Genomic DNA, 17,650 nt, shown 5'->3' with positions numbered 1-17,650 from the left:
GGTATTTTCAATAAGTGCATTATTTTTTGAATAAAAAATGCTGGAGTGTTAACCACCCCAACATTTATTATAGAACCTTTATTATATTCTTTTGTAGAAAAAGGTTTTAACAGGGGTAAGGTTATAACGATTCGGCAAAATGATTTGCTCCGTGCTACCTACAAAAAGTACACCATCCCTATTTAGAGATTTATAAAACTTATGATACATATCGTTTTTAGCTTCTTCAGTAAAGTAAATCATAACATTTCTACACAATATTAAATCACAATCTTTAGGATATTCATCTTTTAATAGATTAATATGTTGAAAGGTGACACTATTTTTAATAGTATCCTTGATTTTATAGCTTCCCCCAATACTTTCAAAATGAGTATTGATGAATTCTTTAGGTAAATTAACAATACTTTTAGATGAATACAAACCTACATTTGCTTTATTAATTGCGCCCTTGTCAATATCAGTTGCTAGTACGTTGATCTGAGATAAGGGAAGGAATTTTGATAAAAGCATAACTAAAGAGTAAGGTTCTTCACCTGTGGAACATGCAGAGCTCCATACCTTCAGTTTCTTTTTGTTTTTTAGTAATAAAGGAATTATCTCATTTTCTAATACTTCCCATTGTTGAGGATTACGATAAAACTCAGAGACATTAATGGTTAAATAGTTAATAAACTCATCTAAAAGTGCAGGATCAGTATTAAGTGCATTGAAATATAAATCATAAGAAGTATATTCATTTCTTTGCATAAGTGATTCAATTCGTCGTTTCATTTGGCGTTCTTTATAACAAGATAGGTCTATACCCGTTTTCTTATGTATTTTTTCTTTGAATGTATTATAACCATCCACTAAACTCACCCCCAGGATATGATGTTCTGATTAATCAAATTTATAATATATGCATATACAAAATAAAGAGTCTTAAGACTCTTTATTTTACTCATTTTTTAAAATATCCCCAATAGTAACAGGATCATCATTGGTTGTATATTCGTCAAAATTATTATCTTTATCTTCTTCAATAGCAGTTATACTTAAACTCATTCGTTGTTTTTCGGGATCAATTTCAATAACTTTTACTTGTACTGTTTCTCCCACTTCAAGTTTGTCAGATGGTTTAGCAATATGCTCCTTACTAATTTGTGATATGTGCAATAATCCATCTAAACCTGGTTTAAGCTCAATAAATGCACCAAAATCTGCTAATCTAACTACTTTACCTTCCACAATCGAACCAACATTATAAGATTCTTCAACATTACTCCACGGTGCTGTAGTTGTGTTTTTTATGCTTAAAGAGATTTTTTGCTTATCTCTATCGAAGTCTATTACTTCCACCGTAACTTCATCGCCAACAGTTAAGATATCAGAAGGATGCTTTAGACGTCCCCAAGAAATTTCAGAAATATGAACTAAACCGTCTACACCACCGATATCGATAAAAGCACCAAAATTAGTTATTTGTCTAACTGTTCCTTTAATTACTTGGCCTTTTTCTAAACTATTATATATCTCTTGCTTGCGAGCTCTATTTTCTTCTTCAATAACTGCTTTTCTTGATAGAATAGCTCTGTTTTTATCTCTAATAATCTCAATAACTTTAACAGTAAATGTTTTGCCTATATATTCGTTAAGATTATCAACATAGCGATCAGACAGCTGACTTGCTGGTATAAAGCACCTAATATTTCTTGCAATAGCAACTACACCACCTCGGACAGCTTCAGTTGCTTTTGCTTCAACTAAAGATTCCGACTCTTTAATTTTTTCTAGGTCATCCCAGCCCTTTTGAATATCAACTCTTTTCTTTGAAAGAAGGACATTGCCATCACCATCATCATTTTTTATAACATAAACCTTAATTTCATCTCCAGGTTTAACAATCTCATTAGGATTTACTGAACCATCATATGAAAGCTCGTTTCTTGGGATAATACCATCTGACTTATAACCTATATTTACAGCAATATCATCGTTAGTTACATGAAGTACTGTGCCTGTTACTACCTCACCTTTACGTGGCGCACGCATGGATTTATCAATCTCTTCCAAAAAGTTTTCCATTTCATTACTCATATTAATTTCCTCCTCATTAATTAAACACTTTTTAATTTATTTATAATTAATTGTATTTGGTTAGCTGGTGCTGATGCACCAGCCGTGACACCAACTGTTTCTATTCCTACTAACTTTTGGACATCAATATCTTCTGGGTGTTGAACATGAAAAGTACTAGAAGGCTTTTCTTCCTTACAAATATTTACAAGCTTTTGTGTATTAGAGCTATGAAAGTCACCTATGACGAAAATCGCATCTACATCTTTAGCTAAGTTACGTGCAGCATCTTGACGTTCTTTAGTAGCGGGGCAAATCGTATCAAATTTTTTAACAATAGTAGCTCGGGTATTTAATTCGTTAGTTATAGTAGCGTATTGATTTTCAGGAAGTGTTGTTTGAGCTACAATACACATTTTTTCAACTCTGGGTACTGATTTTAAACCGTCAATATCATTAATGACAATACCTTGGTTGTTACACCATCCGTTAATGCCAATCACTTCAGGATGGGCCACATTACCAACTATAACAATAGTATAACCTTTTGAGTAATATTCTTTTACGATATTTTGAATTCTTTTAACAAAAGGACATGTAGCGTCAATAAGGTTTAAGTTTTTTTCTTCTGCCTTATCATAAACGGATTTTGGTATGCCATGGGACCTTATAATGACTGTACCTTCTTTAATGTCATTTATGTGATCTATTGCTTCAACACCCTTTTCTCTTAGTTCATTAACCACTAAATTATTATGAATTAAGGGACCTAAAGTGTAAATAGGAGCTTCATTTTGGTGGTTATTTAATTTATCATAAGCTGTATTAATTGCTTTTTCAACACCGAAACAGAATCCTGAGTGTTTTGCTAATACTACTTTCATATTACCTCCTAAATTATTAATTTATAAAAAGATATAACCTATATTATATTCAACAGAATAATACAAAATCCTTTATTATACTATAGGTTTTTCAAAAAAATAAAATATAGTATAATAAATTTAATTAACTTGACAATATTTTATAACAATCTAAAAAAGCTAGTTTTATTAATAATTTAAAATAAGGAGGAGAAGTAGGTTGAAGGAAATTTATTTAAAGGGAGTTCAATTTCAAACGTTTTTAGAAGAAGATTTAAACTCAAATAAAGAAAAAACTTTAGGTATATATAATAACTTTACAATAGACCAAAATTTAAAAAAAGCAATCAGTGATATTAGTAAAGAAATTAATGTATTAGCTTTCGCAGAAATTTGGTGTCCTGATTGTAGAATAAATGTACCGGCGCTACAAATATTAAGGAATACTAATCGAAACTTTGATTTTAGAATTTTGCCAAGAGAAGGATATGAAATACATATGCAAAAGTATGAGTATAAGGGAAAACCAAGAATACCAACTTTTATAATTATGGATAAGGACTTTAATGAGTTAGGCGTTTTTGTAGAACGACCTTCTCTTGTTAAAGAGAGGCTAACTAACGGAAGTGAATCCGATATTGAAATTACAAAAAGAAAATATAAAAATGGGGAATATCTCAAAAATACAATAGAAGAAATTTTAAGCATTATTTTATAGTAGTTGAAAGTTATACTGTGTCACCATGTAAGGAATAAATTAATGGTATATATTACACAAACACTATTACCCTTCAACCGTGAATGATGTCGAATATTATGCTATAATGTAGACATAAATCACTTGAGGGGTGAAATTTTGAGGAGCGCAAAGAGTAAAAAGTTAACTTTGTTTATATTGATTAGTAGTATATTAATTTTAAATTTGGTTGGATGTAACGCTGAAGTAGATTCTATAAATAGTAAAGCAACAAGACAATCTTATGAAAAAGCTAATGCTTTTAATCAAGATTTTAAACAAGAAGATATTAGCTGGGAACCATATAAAATTACGGAGACAGTAAAAGCAATATTTATGACAGGAAATAGTCTCGCCTACAACCAACGTTTTGAAGATTATATTGAACGAACAAATAGGTCAGTTATTAATTCATGGGTAGTAGATGTAAAAGATGATGATGGTATAATGACTTACAAGTCCAATGTACAAATGGCTCAAGATGCTGGAGCAGATGCAAGGCCCAAGGTTAGAGATTTTCATATGAAAATGCAGCGTCTTCGTGAAAATGATATATATCCCATTGCAAGAATTGTTACTTTTAAAGACAAGATAGTGACAGCGCATAGACCTGATCTTGCAATCAAAACTAATACTGAGGAAATATGGAGAGATAATAAAGGAGATTCATGGCTGAATCCATATAACAGAGAAACTTGGGATTATGTAGTTGATATAGCAAAGGAAGCAGCACAAAAAGGATTTATGGAAATACAATTCGATTATGTTAGGTTTCCTACAGATGGGAATCGCAAAATAATAGACTATGGAAAAGCCGCTGAAAATGAATCAATGGCTGAAGCAATTGCTAATTTCTTAGATTATGCTAGGGAAGAATTAAAACCCTACGGTGTTTATGTTTCTGCTGATATATTTGGATTAGTCACTACCGTTGAGGGAGATATGAGATTAGGTCAACAACTAGAAAAGTTAACAACAGCAACAGATATTCTGGCACCTATGGTATATCCTTCTCATTATGCTCCTGGAACATACGGCGTTCCTATTCCAGATCAAGATCCTTATCATATTGTATATACTAGTATGAATACAGCAAGAGAACGGGTAGAAGCCTTAGAGACAGATGAACCAAAAGCAATACTCAGGCCATGGCTACAAGATTTTACAGCATCATATTTAGGGCCTGGAAATTTTGTTCGATATGGACCTAAAGAGGTACAACTTCAAATTGATGCAACTTACGATGCAGGGTTAGAAGAGTGGATTCTATGGAATGCTAGAAATGTTTATAACTGGGATGCACTATTAACTGAATGACATAATCTACAATTAAGCGGGCTTATTGCCCGCTTTAAAAGCGAATGGGGGTGTATTGTCTTAATAGCAACTGATAGACATAACCTTCCAAATGTGGTAAAATATAATTTATTGCAAAGATAAGAGGAGGAGTAAAAAATGTTTAATAGGAAAAACAATTTATTAATGGTTGCTTTATTAATAATAACAGTAATTTTTACAGCTTGTAGCAACACAGATACGACAAGTCAGTCAGATAGATCAGCTAAAGAGGTATTACTTGAAGCCGCACTGAATGATATTAATATCAACAGCCAAGAATTTAAAATGGGCGTTAATGCAAATCTTAACACAAATGTTAACGATCCAGAGTTAACTATGTTAGCTGAAGTACTTAATAATTCAACTATTTCTATTGCAGGCAAGACAGATGTAGATGCAAGTATTACTGAATTAGATTTAACTGTGAATTTTTCTGGTTTAGGAATTAATGGCAAAGCGTTTATAAATGAAGAAGTAGTTGCGCTACAAATTCCAATGTTAGGGATGTTTTTAGATGTTCAAGATGATAGATTAACCAATGGATATATTGTTTTTAATGTAGAAGAGATTATGAGTGAATTCCAAGACTATGAATATGATGCAAATATATCAGACGATCAATACGTTGATATTGCAACCAAGTTTATTGAGATGGCATTTGATATTTTGGATGATGAAATCTTTACAAACAAAGGCAATGAAGAAGTGACGGTAGGTAATAGCGATCTAGAAGCAACTAGAATAAAAGCTGAAATTGGCAAAGACGAGTTTAGAAGTATTTTGAATAATACAATTACGTTAATGACTGAACCAGATTTTGCAGATAATTTATTTGAAATATTGACCTTGTTTGATACAAATATTACAAAAGCGGAGTTTGATAGTGAGATTGCACTTTTATCAATGGAAATAGATGATAATTTAGAAGAGAACTTAGATGAAATTTTTAACGAGATGAGTGAATTTATAGATTTTGAAAACTCTAAAGGGTTAATCGATATGTATATCGACCAAGGACATACAGTAAAAAGCATCATAGAAATGACGCTTAACCTAAAAGACGAAGATGTATCATTTGCACTTGATCTAAATATGACTACGGAGACCTGGAATATAAATGAACCTGTTACTATAGAAATACCTGAACTAGACGAAACGAATTCTATTGACTTGTTTGAATTAATTGGTATTTATTTGGGAAGTTTATTTTTTTAACATATTAAAGTAAATTTTAAAAACCAGTTTGATAGCAGATGTTTTGTTATTAAACTGGTTTTTAAAAACGTAAATGAAGGTGACTTTATGAAACAAACATTATTAATAGCTTTTAAAGATTTAAAAATTATATCGAAAGATCTAAAGCGTTCGTTTATGATTACCCTAGTCTCTATTCTTCTGATTATAACAATTGCTAGTGGATTACAAGTTCTGTTTAAAGAAGGTATTTTTATTAATAAAATGGATGTTATTCTTGTGAATCAAGACACTCATCCTTTATCACATTTTCTCATTGATCAAATAACAGAGGATGAAAATGTAACTTCTATTTTAAACATAATAGAGTTAGACGACCATTTAGAAGCGGAGGAGAGCGTTCGGAAGAATGAAGTAATTGCTGGAATTATAATTCCTAGCGGATTTGTAAATAGTTTAGAAGTTGGTACAAACTATCCTTTGAAGCTCTATACAAATAATTTTAATCCTATTTATTCCCAAATGATAGAGTCTATGTTAGATAGCTACATGAAGAGTGTATCCGCAGGACAGAGTGCTGTAAATGCAGTGTGGGATTATTATGGCAAGATGGAAATACCCCGTGAGCAAAAAATAAGAAAAATAGATACGGTTGTAAATGATATAACGCTAAGAGCATTTTTAACGAGAAATAATATTTTTTATAAAGAAACGATAGAGAATGTAAATAGCATTGATTCTGTTAGATATTATTTTTTCTCTATTCTTATTATTATGATGATGCTTTTATCAATAGCTGGATTAAAAGAACTAGTAATAGAAAAAAAACAAATGGTTTTTCAACGGTTGAGATTAATAGGTGTAGGGGAAATTAGGTACTTATTAGGAAAAAAACTGGCTATTATTATGAAGGTACTTGTTCAATCAAGCCTACTTATTATACTTGCTACTACATATATATCGGAAGGTTTATCAACAGAGCTGTTTTTAATGATTATACTCTTAATTACTATGCTAGTTACCACTGTTTCTATGGGGTTACTTGCAGCGGTCATAATTAATTGTGAAGAAAGGTTTGTAGGCATAGGAAATTCCCTAGTACTTATTATGGCGATAGTTGGTGGGGGAATTATCCCATCTATTTATTTACCACAACAATTTAATCTAGTCTCAAAATTGATGATTAATTATTGGGGTGTAGAAGGATTTATTGCACTAATGACGGATAGAACAGATGTGTTTTATAATATAATAGCTTTATTAATCATTAGTAGTACTGTGTTTTTTATTGGATCGGTTATCCTTCTTGTAAGTAAGGGAGGTGGTGAATAATAATGGAATCCTGGATTATTGCTCGTTATAAATTAAAAAGAATTTTTACGATGAAACAGTTTATTGTATTTTTTTACTTCCCATTAATACTATTTGTTTTAATAGGGTTTATTTTTAGTGCAAATATTACAAGTCAAATACCCATAGCAATTGTAGACGAGGATCAGAGTCAGTATTCAGCAATATTACTAAATTTAATGAAAGATAATGGAGCATTGGATGTACATATTGGGACCTCTGAAGATGTAAAAGAACTAACAAGAAGAAATAAAGTAGAGGGAGCATATATAATTAAAGAGGGTTTTGAAGAACAGATAAAAAAAGATAATTACCCTACGATTTATGTACTTAAATCATCAGCGGCTTTAGGTGCAGATGCTATTAGTGAAATAGTTGCTAGTGGCGTTGTTAGAATTTTAAGCAATACGAGAGCTGCAAATATTATAACTCAAGAATATGATCGGCTAGCTTTAGCTAATTATTATAATAGGGAACAATTATGGCAAGAAGTATACAATACTTCGGAATCATACTGGTATCCAGACCAATTAATGGAATTAAAACATATTCAATTTAATTTAGAAGGGGAACAGGATGATGTGAAATCAAGCTATTCAAGTTTTGTAATACTAGGAATAATAGTTTTATTTTTACCTTTAGCTTTAGGCCCATTATTTACGATGATTATGAAAGAAAGAATAAATGAGACACTGAGAAGAGTATATCTAATTTGCAGTAAAACTAAAATTCTATTGGGTTATCTTATTACAATGACAATTATTCAAGCTATTCAAATTATTTTATATATAATTGTTTCGAGATTATACCTGGGTATAAAGTTTGGTTTATCAAATATAACGTTGTTCATTATTTTATTAATGTATAGCTTCTTAACTTCATCAATTGTGTTAACATTAAGTATTAAAGCTAAGAATTATGTTTTATTAAGTACATACTATACATTAATAGTAGTGATTACTTCCGTAATAGGAGGGGTTTTTTGGCCAATAGAAATGTTAGCAGACCCTTTTCAAAAGATTGCTTTATTAACACCTCAAGGGTTAGTAATGCGAATGATTAAGTTGACACAGTTAAATGAATATAACTATACTGCATTATATGGTTTAGTTATATTGACGCTAAGTATACTTCTTATAGAATATAGTGGGAGACAACTTTCAAAAAATATATAGATCTTTCAAAATAATATTTATGACAATAGAAAAAATGCTATAATAATTTATATAATAAGATAAGTAGGACATTTACATTACTAAATGACAGCGACGCAGGAGGGTGACTATGTTTTTGAATTCAATAAAGACAGGTACGGTTAAAGGTTTGGAAACCACATGGATGCTTGGAAAAGTAATTATACCTGTTTATTTAATAGTAACAGTGCTTGAGCATACTCCGGTTATAGACTGGATATCCAATGTTTTTGCTCCTTTTATGACATTTTTTAACTTGCCAGGGGAAGCAGCAATTATATTGGTGTTAGGAAATGTTTTAAACTTATATGCCGCTATTGGTGCGATTACAGCTATCTCTCTGACAGCAATGGAAGTAACGATTATTGCAATTATGCTTTCATTTTCCCACTCCTTAATTGTAGAGACTGCCGTAACGAAAAAGATGGGAATAAGTGTAAAAAAAGTGTTGTTTGTTAGACTAGGGTTAGCTATTATATTCGGAATTGTAATTGGACAGCTAGGAGGAATCATATGGTAGATGTTATTATGGAGGGGATAATTGGTAGTGCTAAGTCGGTATATTCAATAGCTATAATTGTAATACCAATAATGATTACGTTGGAAATAATGAAAGATTATAAAATATTAGATAAAATTTCTAATGTTTTTAGTTTTATTACAAAGTTATTTAATATTTCTAATCAAGCGATTTTTCCATTACTTGTAGGTTTTATTTTTGGTTTGTCTTATGGTGCAGGTGTTATTATTCAAAGTACAAAAGAAGGAAATATTCCACCCAAGGATCTGTTTCTTATCTCAATATTCCTTATCATATGCCATGCAGTAGTGGAAGACACATTGATATTTGTTGCTGTGGGGGCTAACCTATATTTATTAATAGGCATAAGGCTAATTGCTGCAATCATATTTACCTACACACTATCAAGAAGTGAATCATTTTTAGAGGCTCAAATTACAAATGATATTAGTGTTGAAAATAAGTAGATTTATTATGTTTTGTAATATATATGGGAAAAATTATTATCCTGAAAAGTATTTACAAGTATCATAATATATTATATAATATTCTTTGTCCGGTTTTAATAAGCTGATGTGGCTCAGGGGTAGAGCACTTCCTTGGTAAGGAAGAGGTCGGCAGTTCGATTCTGCTCATCAGCTCCAACTTTAAAATGCAATCTCCAAAATAAGGAGATTGCATTTTTTATTTTATTTTTATTAATAAAGGGTAGGTATAAAAATAAGGTTTTTTGCATTTCAATAACTATAAAATTTTAGAAGGTGATAATATGTTGAAGTTATTAATTAACAGCTTAAAAGACTTTAAAAATACCTATAAAAAACTTTTATTATTTGGATTTATTTATATGGGACTTACAAGTTTTATTTTTGTACCGATAATTGCTTATATCCTAAACCTTGGCATTCGGGCAACAGGGGCTGAATCCTTACTAGATTATCAGGTTTTAAATATAGTATTAAGCTATCAAGGCCTAGTAGCCCTGATGAGCATTATAATATTATCGACAATCTTAATCTTTATTGAATTTGCTGTAGTAATCGTTATTGCACAAAAAAAGTATTTTAACAATAATATTTTGCTTGCTGACGCCTTTGTTACATCAATTCGTAAAATACCCAAATTGTTCGGGATTGGAATATTTCAATTAATGGTTTTACTGTTACTTTTGTTACCAATAATCGATTGGGCTACTGTTTCTTCAACATTAATTGATAATATTAGGATACCTGTGTTTATACAGGAACAAATTACAGCATCATACTTATTTCAAAGCCTATATATACTGTTGCTCGTTTGTATTGGATATATTATTGTTAGGTGGATTTTTACATTACACGAAATAATAATAGAGGGAAAATCTACAAGAAAAGCAATAAAGGGTAGTATGGCATTAACACGTAAAAATGGAATTAAAATTGTACTTAAGTTAGTTTCATTTAATGTCATAATTTCATTATTAGTAATAGGTACGATTGCAATTATTACAGCAATTCCATCATGGCTAAATATAACTGATGAAAGATTCTATATCAATACATTACTGATTACTTTTTCAGGTGCCTTGGCTTTTATTATGACTTTACTTATGACACCTATAAATCTATTGTTTTTAACTAGATTATATTATGCAATGAAATCCAGTAACAACGAGGATATAGTGGATAATTTAAAACCATTCCGTAGTAAGTTGTTGAGGAAATGGGAGATAAAGATTGCTAGATTGTTTAAGTACAGGAAGATAGTATCGGGAAGTATTATTGTAGGGGTATTATTAACAGTGTTATTTATGAACTACATTGTAACTGATCAGGTTATTCACTATGGTAGAGATGTAAAAATCGCAAGTCATAGAGGAGAACTTCATCATGCGCCGGAAAATTCATTAAGTGCAATAAGGCTTGCAATTGAAAAAGGAGTGGACTACGTTGAAATTGATGTGCAACAAACCAAAGATGGCGTAGTAGTGCTAAATCATGATGCAACCTTAAGGCGTGTTGCTGGTGTGCCCTATAGCGTATCAGAATTAACTTATGAAGAGGTTGCACAAGTCGATATAGGTAGTTCCTTTTCCCCTGAGTATAAAGGTGAAAAAATTCCAACCTTAGAACAAGCATTAATGGAGGTTAAGGGTAGAAGTGGCATAATAATAGACATTAAGATATTTGACGCTAATGTTGATATAGCAGAAAGTATCGTGCATCTAATTAAAAAGCACGATATGGTGGATGAAGTGTACGTACAATCCTTTAACTATCCAGTACTACAAGCAATAAGAGAAAAAAACAAAGATATTAGAATTGGACAAATTTTTTTCTTTTCTATAGGAGACTTACTCTCCTTCGATGTTGATTTTTATACTGTTGAACAGTCTAGGCTATCGAATCAATTAATTAATAACGCCCATAAAGCAGGACGTGAAGTTTGGGTTTGGACAGTAAATCAAGAGCAGGATATTAAGAGAGTACTTCACTATAATATAGACGGAATAATAACCGACTATCCAGAAAGAGTACAAAGAGTTATTAGTTTAACAAATAATTAAAAAAAATGAGAATAAGGTGATATGTTGGTACTAAAGGGGGACTAAAATACCGCATCACCATATTCTCATAATTGTATTATTTACACTTTATAGAAAACTATACATATTCTAAAAAATTATTTACTACCTAAGTACTAGCCATATAGGTAAGATCGTAAGACTTATACTTAAAAAGACAAGAAAAACACTTGCGGCTTTAAATTTATTCTGCCACACTTTATATGCATACACTGAAGTGTAGTATGTTAAGTAAAGCCCAAAAGAGATAACTAAAAAATGCATATAATCAGTCCTTTATTTTTTCGATATCAATTGGATCTAATTGCCTTCCAAATGCAGAAATCACTAAATCTATATCAATATTTACAACAGCCTCAGGGTATTGACTCATCCAATCATATTCTTTAAATTCCTCTAGTGTTAAAAACTGCTTCCGTACATTATGAGACCATTGAAAGGGGTCTCCCTTAAACTCTCTTTGAGTTCTTAAAACTAGTTCATCTGCTTTTTTAATAATGCTGCTCCTTATACTTTTTTTAAGTAATTCTAGATTATCTTTATTTTGCACATAATCTACTAAACTAGGAATGCCAGTTATATCAAAAGCTAAAGGAACAGTTATATCGATTATAGGAAAATCACCATCTAAGTTCATTTTAACTTTCGCATTTGCATATTTTCTAATCATACCAGAGACTAGAAAATCCTGATTAATAGGGTCTGGGTAAGTAACTAGTATGGGGTCAGTTTGAACATCAGCTCTTAGTAATAAAGTAAGTCTAGTTTCTTCGCCGGTAAGTTCACCAATCATTTGTCCATCTTTAAAAACTGCTGAACCAACAATTTGAGTAGGATTTCCACCTATCTTTCGGAACTCACCCGGTAAAAAATCATCTTCTGTTTGAGCGGCTTTAGGATCTTCTATCGTTGCTGTAGCATAACTTACTAAAAATAATCCTGCATCTTCTTCCGTTCGTTTAACAAAACTATGTACAGTTGAATCAGGACTTATACCGGTCTGGTGCCAACGACGTCTCATATGCTGGTAAAAAGTATGGGGTCTCTCTTCTAAAACCGGTTTATTGTTTTCAATAAACTCAGAGGCGGATTCCCGGGATACAAAAAAACTTATGTTTCGCCTAAGTTCTTTATCTCTTAAAACCGGAGCAAAAAAATTAAAGAAGCGCTCATCTTTAGCTAGTTCCTCTCCAACTATGATACTCTCCACATGAGAATAAGATATTCGCCTTGATACAGAAGCATTCACAATATCCTTAGCGCTACTTAAATCAGGAATCAAAAATGAAAAAACCTCAGCTTCAGCCTGGGCCTCGCCTTCCCCAGGAGTAGCAGCTTTCGGATTAGCAATTACATATGTAATCTCAAGCATTTGGTTTTCGGCTTTATCAATCCCTATGACTGCAAGTATCGCCCTTTCTTCTAATTCCATTCTATCCCAACATCCTGTTATAAAAATAATTAATAAAAAAAGGATCAGTAGTTTAAAAGTCTTTATTCGCATTTGTCTTCTTCTCCTTTCTATAGGAAATAATCCATAAGAGCAAAGGAATAAACAAAAACATCATCCAACTGTATCTAAGCAAGTAATTGCCCCGGTAATCCAGCATGCTTTCTATACTATTTTCTGGAATCAGACCAATAAAAATAGAAAGACCTGTTAGGGGTAGTATCAAAGGTTCAAATTCATTTAATTTTAGTGTATTGGCAAGAATACTCGCTAGCACATAAAGATAAATAGAAAAACGAATAGCAGAAGCAGTAACCCAAAAGAAAAAAAATAAAGATTCTACATTTGGTATTAGCAAGCCCAGTTGGGCTTGTCGGTGCAAGTGATGAATTGGATGCGCAATATGGGTAGCAGGCATAAAATCAAAAACTAAAATGTAAATAAGCATGAAAACTGAAATAACTAAAGTAGATATAATTAGACCAAAAATACTTCCTTTTTTATAAGATTTAAAACTGTCTACAAAAGGGTAAAGGACAGCTAAAATGATAATATCTCCAAGTATACTACTATGCGCGATTCCTTCCCGAGCTAAAGAAATGGTGCCTGGTCCAAGTAATGGAAAGATATGATCAATATCAAAAAATTCCCATAGAAGTATAATTAGTAAAAAAGCAGTAAATGCAAAATAAGGCAATAGAATAGAGGCAATACGACCAATACCTTCTAGACCTCTGCTTGCTATAAAGTAACATGTGAGCATACCTACGATATAGAGAGGGATCATAGGAGAATCTGGATAAAACATTGTAATAATGCTGTCAGCATAACTTCTAGAGTTAAAGGAAGTACTTGCCAATGCAATAATAAAGAAGGTGATAGCAATTATAAAACCGAGGTATTTACCTGTTAAGTGATATATAATCTCGATTAGGTTCTTATTTTTATACTGCTTAAGAAGCGACAGTAAAGCTAAGAATGACGGTAAAATAGCTATTATAGAGATAATAGGTAGTATCCAAGCGCCTGTTTGCCCTGATCGTAATAAAATACTAGATGTAAAATCAGTGTATTTTATGCCTAAAGTAATGACAACTATTGCAAATAACTCTTTACTTGTTATTTTGCCATTTGAAAACATCATAAAAGACTATGCCCCTTTCTTTGGAGGTTTTTTACGGACAGAATCATTTGGACTTATGTGGGATGGACGTAGCCACTGCTTCCATATCGGCACTCTAATAACATAATCCTTGCTAAAAGAATCATGGGACAAAGGCGTTAAAAAAGGAACACCAAAAGATTTAGCAGTGCTTAAATATGACAGTGTTATTATAAAACAAAGGGCTACACCCACTAAACCTGCTACTAAACCTGCAAGCATAAAAGCAAATCTAGAGATGCGTACAGCATAATTTAGATTTATATTTGCTATTGCAAAGGAGGATAGCCCTGTAATAGCTACAATTACAACAAGTATAGGGCTGATAACGCCTGCTTCAACAGCTGCCTGGCCTAATATAATGGCACCAACAATTCCGATAGTAGGGCCTAAAGGGTTTGGAACACGAAGACCTGCTTCCCGTAATAACTCAAAGGATATTTCTAATAGAATTAGTTCAAAGTAGGCAGGAAAAGGCACATCTTCTCTTGTAGCCATCATTGAAAGCAATAGGTCTGTGGGAATCATTTCTATATGATAGTTTGTAAGTGCGAGATATAACCCTGGTGTAAGTAAAGCGATAAAAAGAGCAACCATACGAATAACCCGGGTAAAATTACCGTGTGCCCATCTTAAATACTGATCCTCTGCTGTATGAAACAGACCCCAAAATGTCACAGGTAAAATTAGGCAGTATGGAGAGTTGTCCATTAAAAGTATAACGTGGCCTTCCTGTAAAAATGCAACAGCTCTATCTGGTCGCTCAGTAAAAAGTGTTGACGGAATTAAAGAATATGGCCGATCTTCTAAATGTTGCTCTAATATACCTATTGTTTGTACATTATCGCTATTAATTTGCTTAAGTCTTTTTTGAATCCGATTTACCAAATCTTTGTCAGCAATGTTTTTCATGTACATTAAAGAGACATCACAAGAATTAGTAGTATTTAGTTCGATAGATTCGGAGATTAATTTTTCGCTTTTTAATTGTCTTCTTATAAGAGAACGATTAACTTGACTAGACTCTACAAATGCTTCTAAGGGCCCTTTAAGAGAGTTTTCACTCTCGGGTTTTTCCACACTACGGTGTTCATATCCAGTCGTATTTAAAGAAAAAATATTATTAAATCCGTCTACAAGTAAGAGGGTTTGGCCTAACAAAGCTTCTTTAACTGCCTTACTATAGTTTTCACAAGCTTTTAGATCTTGAACCTGTAAAATTTCTTTAACAATACTTTCAGATTTATCACTTGGTTCATAAGAGTAGTCCATAACTAAAGGTTTAATAATATGTTCTTCAATAACTTTTCTATCGGTGATACCATCAATAAAGATAAGGGCAGCTTTTTTATTAACTGCTTTTATATAGATTTCACGAATCAAAATATCTTTGTTAAGTGGGTATGAAAAAATTTCTTTTAGGGCTTCAAGATTTTTTTTAAGGTTTCCTGTAATTGATGTTGACCGACAATTGGGTTTATTTTTAGCTTTTTTAAATGGGAAAAATGGTGCCAATACTTTCACCTCAGTTATATGACGTATAAAAATTATCATGTATTAGTATGGACAAGTGTAATTAAATTAATAAATCTTAATTTTAAAAAACACTGTATTAAAGAAATCAATTGATTGATCAGTTAGTTTCTTTAATACAGTGTTTTACATTTTATTGATTCTATTCATTTTTAAAAAGTACGCTTATAAGTTCTTCAATAATTGGATTATTTACACGATAGGTAATTTCCAACCCTTGTCTGTCACCAGTTATAATTCCAGCATTTTTTAGTTTAGCTAGATGCTGAGATATTGTAGATTGTGGAATTGCAAGGCAATCTTGGATTTTAGTTACATTACAGCCTTTGCTATCAAGAAGTCCTTTTACAATACATAGTCTAATAGGATGCCCTAAAGCCTTAAGTAACTCAGCATAATCTTCATAGTTATTACCAGTAAAATAATCCATAATAACATCTCCCTTATTATTAATATATTAAAATAATACGATATACATATCAATCTGTCAAGTTTAAAAAGGTATGTCACTTTAGGCGAACATACCTCTTATACTTAAGAGTAAGCGTTATATGTTATTTGCGCATAGCTTTAATAAGACCTAATGGAATAAATATTAGGAATTTTATCATTCTAAATTTTATTCTCCATCGTAATAATTTAAATATAAAAGGGAAAAAACCAGCTTTTTTCATTATATTTACCTCCAAAAAATAAGATTTTACATTTGTATTTTTAGTATATCTAATCCTAGCAAAATAATGTTGGAAAATAATAGTTTCAGCACATCTAAACTTTTTTGGTTTATAAACTACTTTGAAATATATTAACTTTGTTTTTATAAAGTATTTATAAAGCTATGCTTTAATTAAAGAAGAAAGTTTTAAGTGCTGCTGAGCACCCAAGTGATCGAAAAACCAATTAAAAAAATCAAAATTATAGAAGTATTAACTACTTGTGGAAATAAAGCACGGCTAGATCCAATTATAATACCAACAAATAAATAGGAGAGACTATTACGATACTTGTCATATATACTGGATAAAAACTTAACTAGAAAAAACATTCCTATTATACTACCTAGTCCAAAGCTTAATAGTTTTTCAATATTAACCGATCCAATGTAAAAGAGTATCTCATCATAAACGTTTAATAAAATTAAAATTGAACTACCTGGCAGACCTGGTATAACCATTGCAGCACTAGATAATGCACCTGAAATTAAAATAAACAAATTACTTGTTTCTTGGATACAAATATTATTACTTAGTGGTTCCCTAACACTTACAAATCCAATAATTAAACCAAATAAAAGCATTGTATTTCTATGAATATTAATTTTCTCACATTGTGAAATAACAGATTTTGTAGAGGCCAATAAACAACCTAATAAAAAAGCTAAACTTATATTACGGTAAGATTCAATGAAAATGGTAAAGAGTTTACCACTAATAAATATACCAATAATAGTTCCGATCAACAGAGGTAAATAAGGTCTTATTTTTAGTTTAGCCAAATCCTTAAGCAATCTTTCGTATATACCAAAGATCAACAATACTGTTCCGCCACTCATACCAGGTAAAACCATGACAAAACCTAAAATTAACCCAAGAGTAAATTGTTTCATAATATAACCTCTTTCTTACTGGTCTAAAAAAGTATAAAATAAATATTTATAAATATGGTGTAGCGTTAAGATATCTGTACAAGA

16 protein-coding genes and 1 tRNA gene are annotated in these 17,650 nt (G+C 31.4%); 9 read left to right on the top strand and 8 right to left on the bottom strand.

Annotated elements, in window-relative coordinates; genetic code table 11:
• Positions 1 to 81: 81 nt before the first annotated feature.
• The 3 genes from RH915_RS02570 to ispH all read right to left on the bottom strand — a co-directional run bounded on the left by RH915_RS02570 (position 82) and on the right by ispH (position 2,942).
• Positions 82 to 852, bottom strand: coding sequence for a CheR family methyltransferase (locus RH915_RS02570; protein WP_310477732.1), 771 nt, complete (start codon positions 850 to 852; stop codon positions 82 to 84).
• Between the two features lie 87 nt (positions 853 to 939).
• Positions 940 to 2,079, bottom strand: coding sequence for a 30S ribosomal protein S1 (rpsA, locus tag RH915_RS02565; protein WP_310477731.1), 1,140 nt, complete (start codon positions 2,077 to 2,079; stop codon positions 940 to 942).
• A gap of 20 nt (positions 2,080 to 2,099) precedes the next feature.
• Positions 2,100 to 2,942: a 4-hydroxy-3-methylbut-2-enyl diphosphate reductase gene (gene ispH, locus RH915_RS02560; RefSeq protein WP_310477730.1), complete on the bottom strand. Its 843-nt coding sequence runs from the start codon at positions 2,940 to 2,942 to the stop codon at positions 2,100 to 2,102.
• Between the two features lie 199 nt (positions 2,943 to 3,141).
• Here ispH and RH915_RS02555 point away from each other — a divergent pair, with 199 nt between their 5' ends.
• The 9 genes from RH915_RS02555 (at position 3,142) to RH915_RS02515 (ending at position 11,797) form a co-directional block, all read left to right on the top strand.
• Positions 3,142 to 3,639 carry a thioredoxin family protein gene (locus RH915_RS02555; RefSeq protein ID WP_310477729.1) on the top strand — a complete coding sequence of 166 codons (498 nt, stop codon included), beginning with the start codon at positions 3,142 to 3,144 and terminating at the stop codon, positions 3,637 to 3,639.
• A 138-nt stretch (positions 3,640 to 3,777) separates the two neighbouring features.
• Positions 3,778 to 4,974: a putative glycoside hydrolase gene (locus RH915_RS02550; protein ID WP_310477728.1), complete on the top strand. Its 1,197-nt coding sequence runs from the start codon at positions 3,778 to 3,780 to the stop codon at positions 4,972 to 4,974.
• A gap of 138 nt (positions 4,975 to 5,112) precedes the next feature.
• Entirely contained in the window at positions 5,113 to 6,210 is a 1,098-nt protein-coding gene (locus RH915_RS02545; protein WP_310477727.1) for a DUF6583 family protein, read from the top strand.
• A gap of 87 nt (positions 6,211 to 6,297) precedes the next feature.
• Positions 6,298 to 7,521: an ABC transporter permease gene (locus RH915_RS02540; protein WP_310477726.1), complete on the top strand. Its 1,224-nt coding sequence runs from the start codon at positions 6,298 to 6,300 to the stop codon at positions 7,519 to 7,521.
• 2 nt (positions 7,522 to 7,523) lie between these two features.
• Positions 7,524 to 8,714 carry an ABC transporter permease gene (locus RH915_RS02535; RefSeq protein ID WP_310477725.1) on the top strand — a complete coding sequence of 397 codons (1,191 nt, stop codon included), beginning with the start codon at positions 7,524 to 7,526 and terminating at the stop codon, positions 8,712 to 8,714.
• A gap of 109 nt (positions 8,715 to 8,823) precedes the next feature.
• Positions 8,824 to 9,252, top strand: coding sequence for a nucleoside recognition domain-containing protein (locus RH915_RS02530; protein WP_310477724.1), 429 nt, complete (start codon positions 8,824 to 8,826; stop codon positions 9,250 to 9,252).
• A complete protein-coding gene (locus RH915_RS02525; protein WP_310477723.1) occupies positions 9,246 to 9,719 on the top strand; it encodes a nucleoside recognition domain-containing protein in 474 nt (157 codons plus the stop codon). Before RH915_RS02530 ends, RH915_RS02525 begins: the two co-directional genes overlap by 7 nt.
• Positions 9,720 to 9,821: 102 nt before the next feature.
• Positions 9,822 to 9,896 (top strand) — tRNA-Thr (locus tag RH915_RS02520).
• 125 nt (positions 9,897 to 10,021) lie between these two features.
• Positions 10,022 to 11,797 carry a glycerophosphodiester phosphodiesterase gene (locus RH915_RS02515; RefSeq protein ID WP_310477722.1) on the top strand — a complete coding sequence of 592 codons (1,776 nt, stop codon included), beginning with the start codon at positions 10,022 to 10,024 and terminating at the stop codon, positions 11,795 to 11,797.
• A 286-nt stretch (positions 11,798 to 12,083) separates the two neighbouring features.
• Here the strand turns inward: RH915_RS02515 and RH915_RS02510 are convergent, their stop codons facing one another.
• The 5 genes from RH915_RS02510 to RH915_RS02490 all read right to left on the bottom strand — a co-directional run bounded on the left by RH915_RS02510 (position 12,084) and on the right by RH915_RS02490 (position 17,566).
• Entirely contained in the window at positions 12,084 to 13,319 is a 1,236-nt protein-coding gene (locus RH915_RS02510; RefSeq protein WP_310477721.1) for a Ger(x)C family spore germination protein, read from the bottom strand.
• Positions 13,300 to 14,409, bottom strand: coding sequence for a GerAB/ArcD/ProY family transporter (locus tag RH915_RS02505; protein ID WP_310477720.1), 1,110 nt, complete (start codon positions 14,407 to 14,409; stop codon positions 13,300 to 13,302). The genes RH915_RS02510 and RH915_RS02505 overlap by 20 nt, the downstream gene beginning before the upstream one ends.
• Positions 14,410 to 14,415: 6 nt before the next feature.
• Complete coding sequence (locus RH915_RS02500) at positions 14,416 to 15,942, bottom strand: spore germination protein (RefSeq protein WP_310477719.1); 1,527 nt, start codon at positions 15,940 to 15,942, stop codon at positions 14,416 to 14,418.
• Between the two features lie 160 nt (positions 15,943 to 16,102).
• Complete coding sequence (locus tag RH915_RS02495; RefSeq protein ID WP_310477718.1) at positions 16,103 to 16,390, bottom strand: ArsR/SmtB family transcription factor; 288 nt, start codon at positions 16,388 to 16,390, stop codon at positions 16,103 to 16,105.
• A gap of 432 nt (positions 16,391 to 16,822) precedes the next feature.
• Positions 16,823 to 17,566, bottom strand: a complete 744-nt coding sequence (locus RH915_RS02490) for an undecaprenyl phosphate translocase family protein (protein WP_310477717.1) — start codon at positions 17,564 to 17,566, stop codon at positions 16,823 to 16,825.
• Positions 17,567 to 17,650 lie beyond the last annotated feature (84 nt).

This window comes from Serpentinicella sp. ANB-PHB4 (assembly GCF_031432315.1).
GTDB lineage: Bacteria > Bacillota > Clostridia > Peptostreptococcales > Natronincolaceae > Serpentinicella.
The sequence above is the reverse complement of the archived record's forward strand: the minus strand, read 5'-3'. Positions and strand labels throughout refer to the sequence as shown.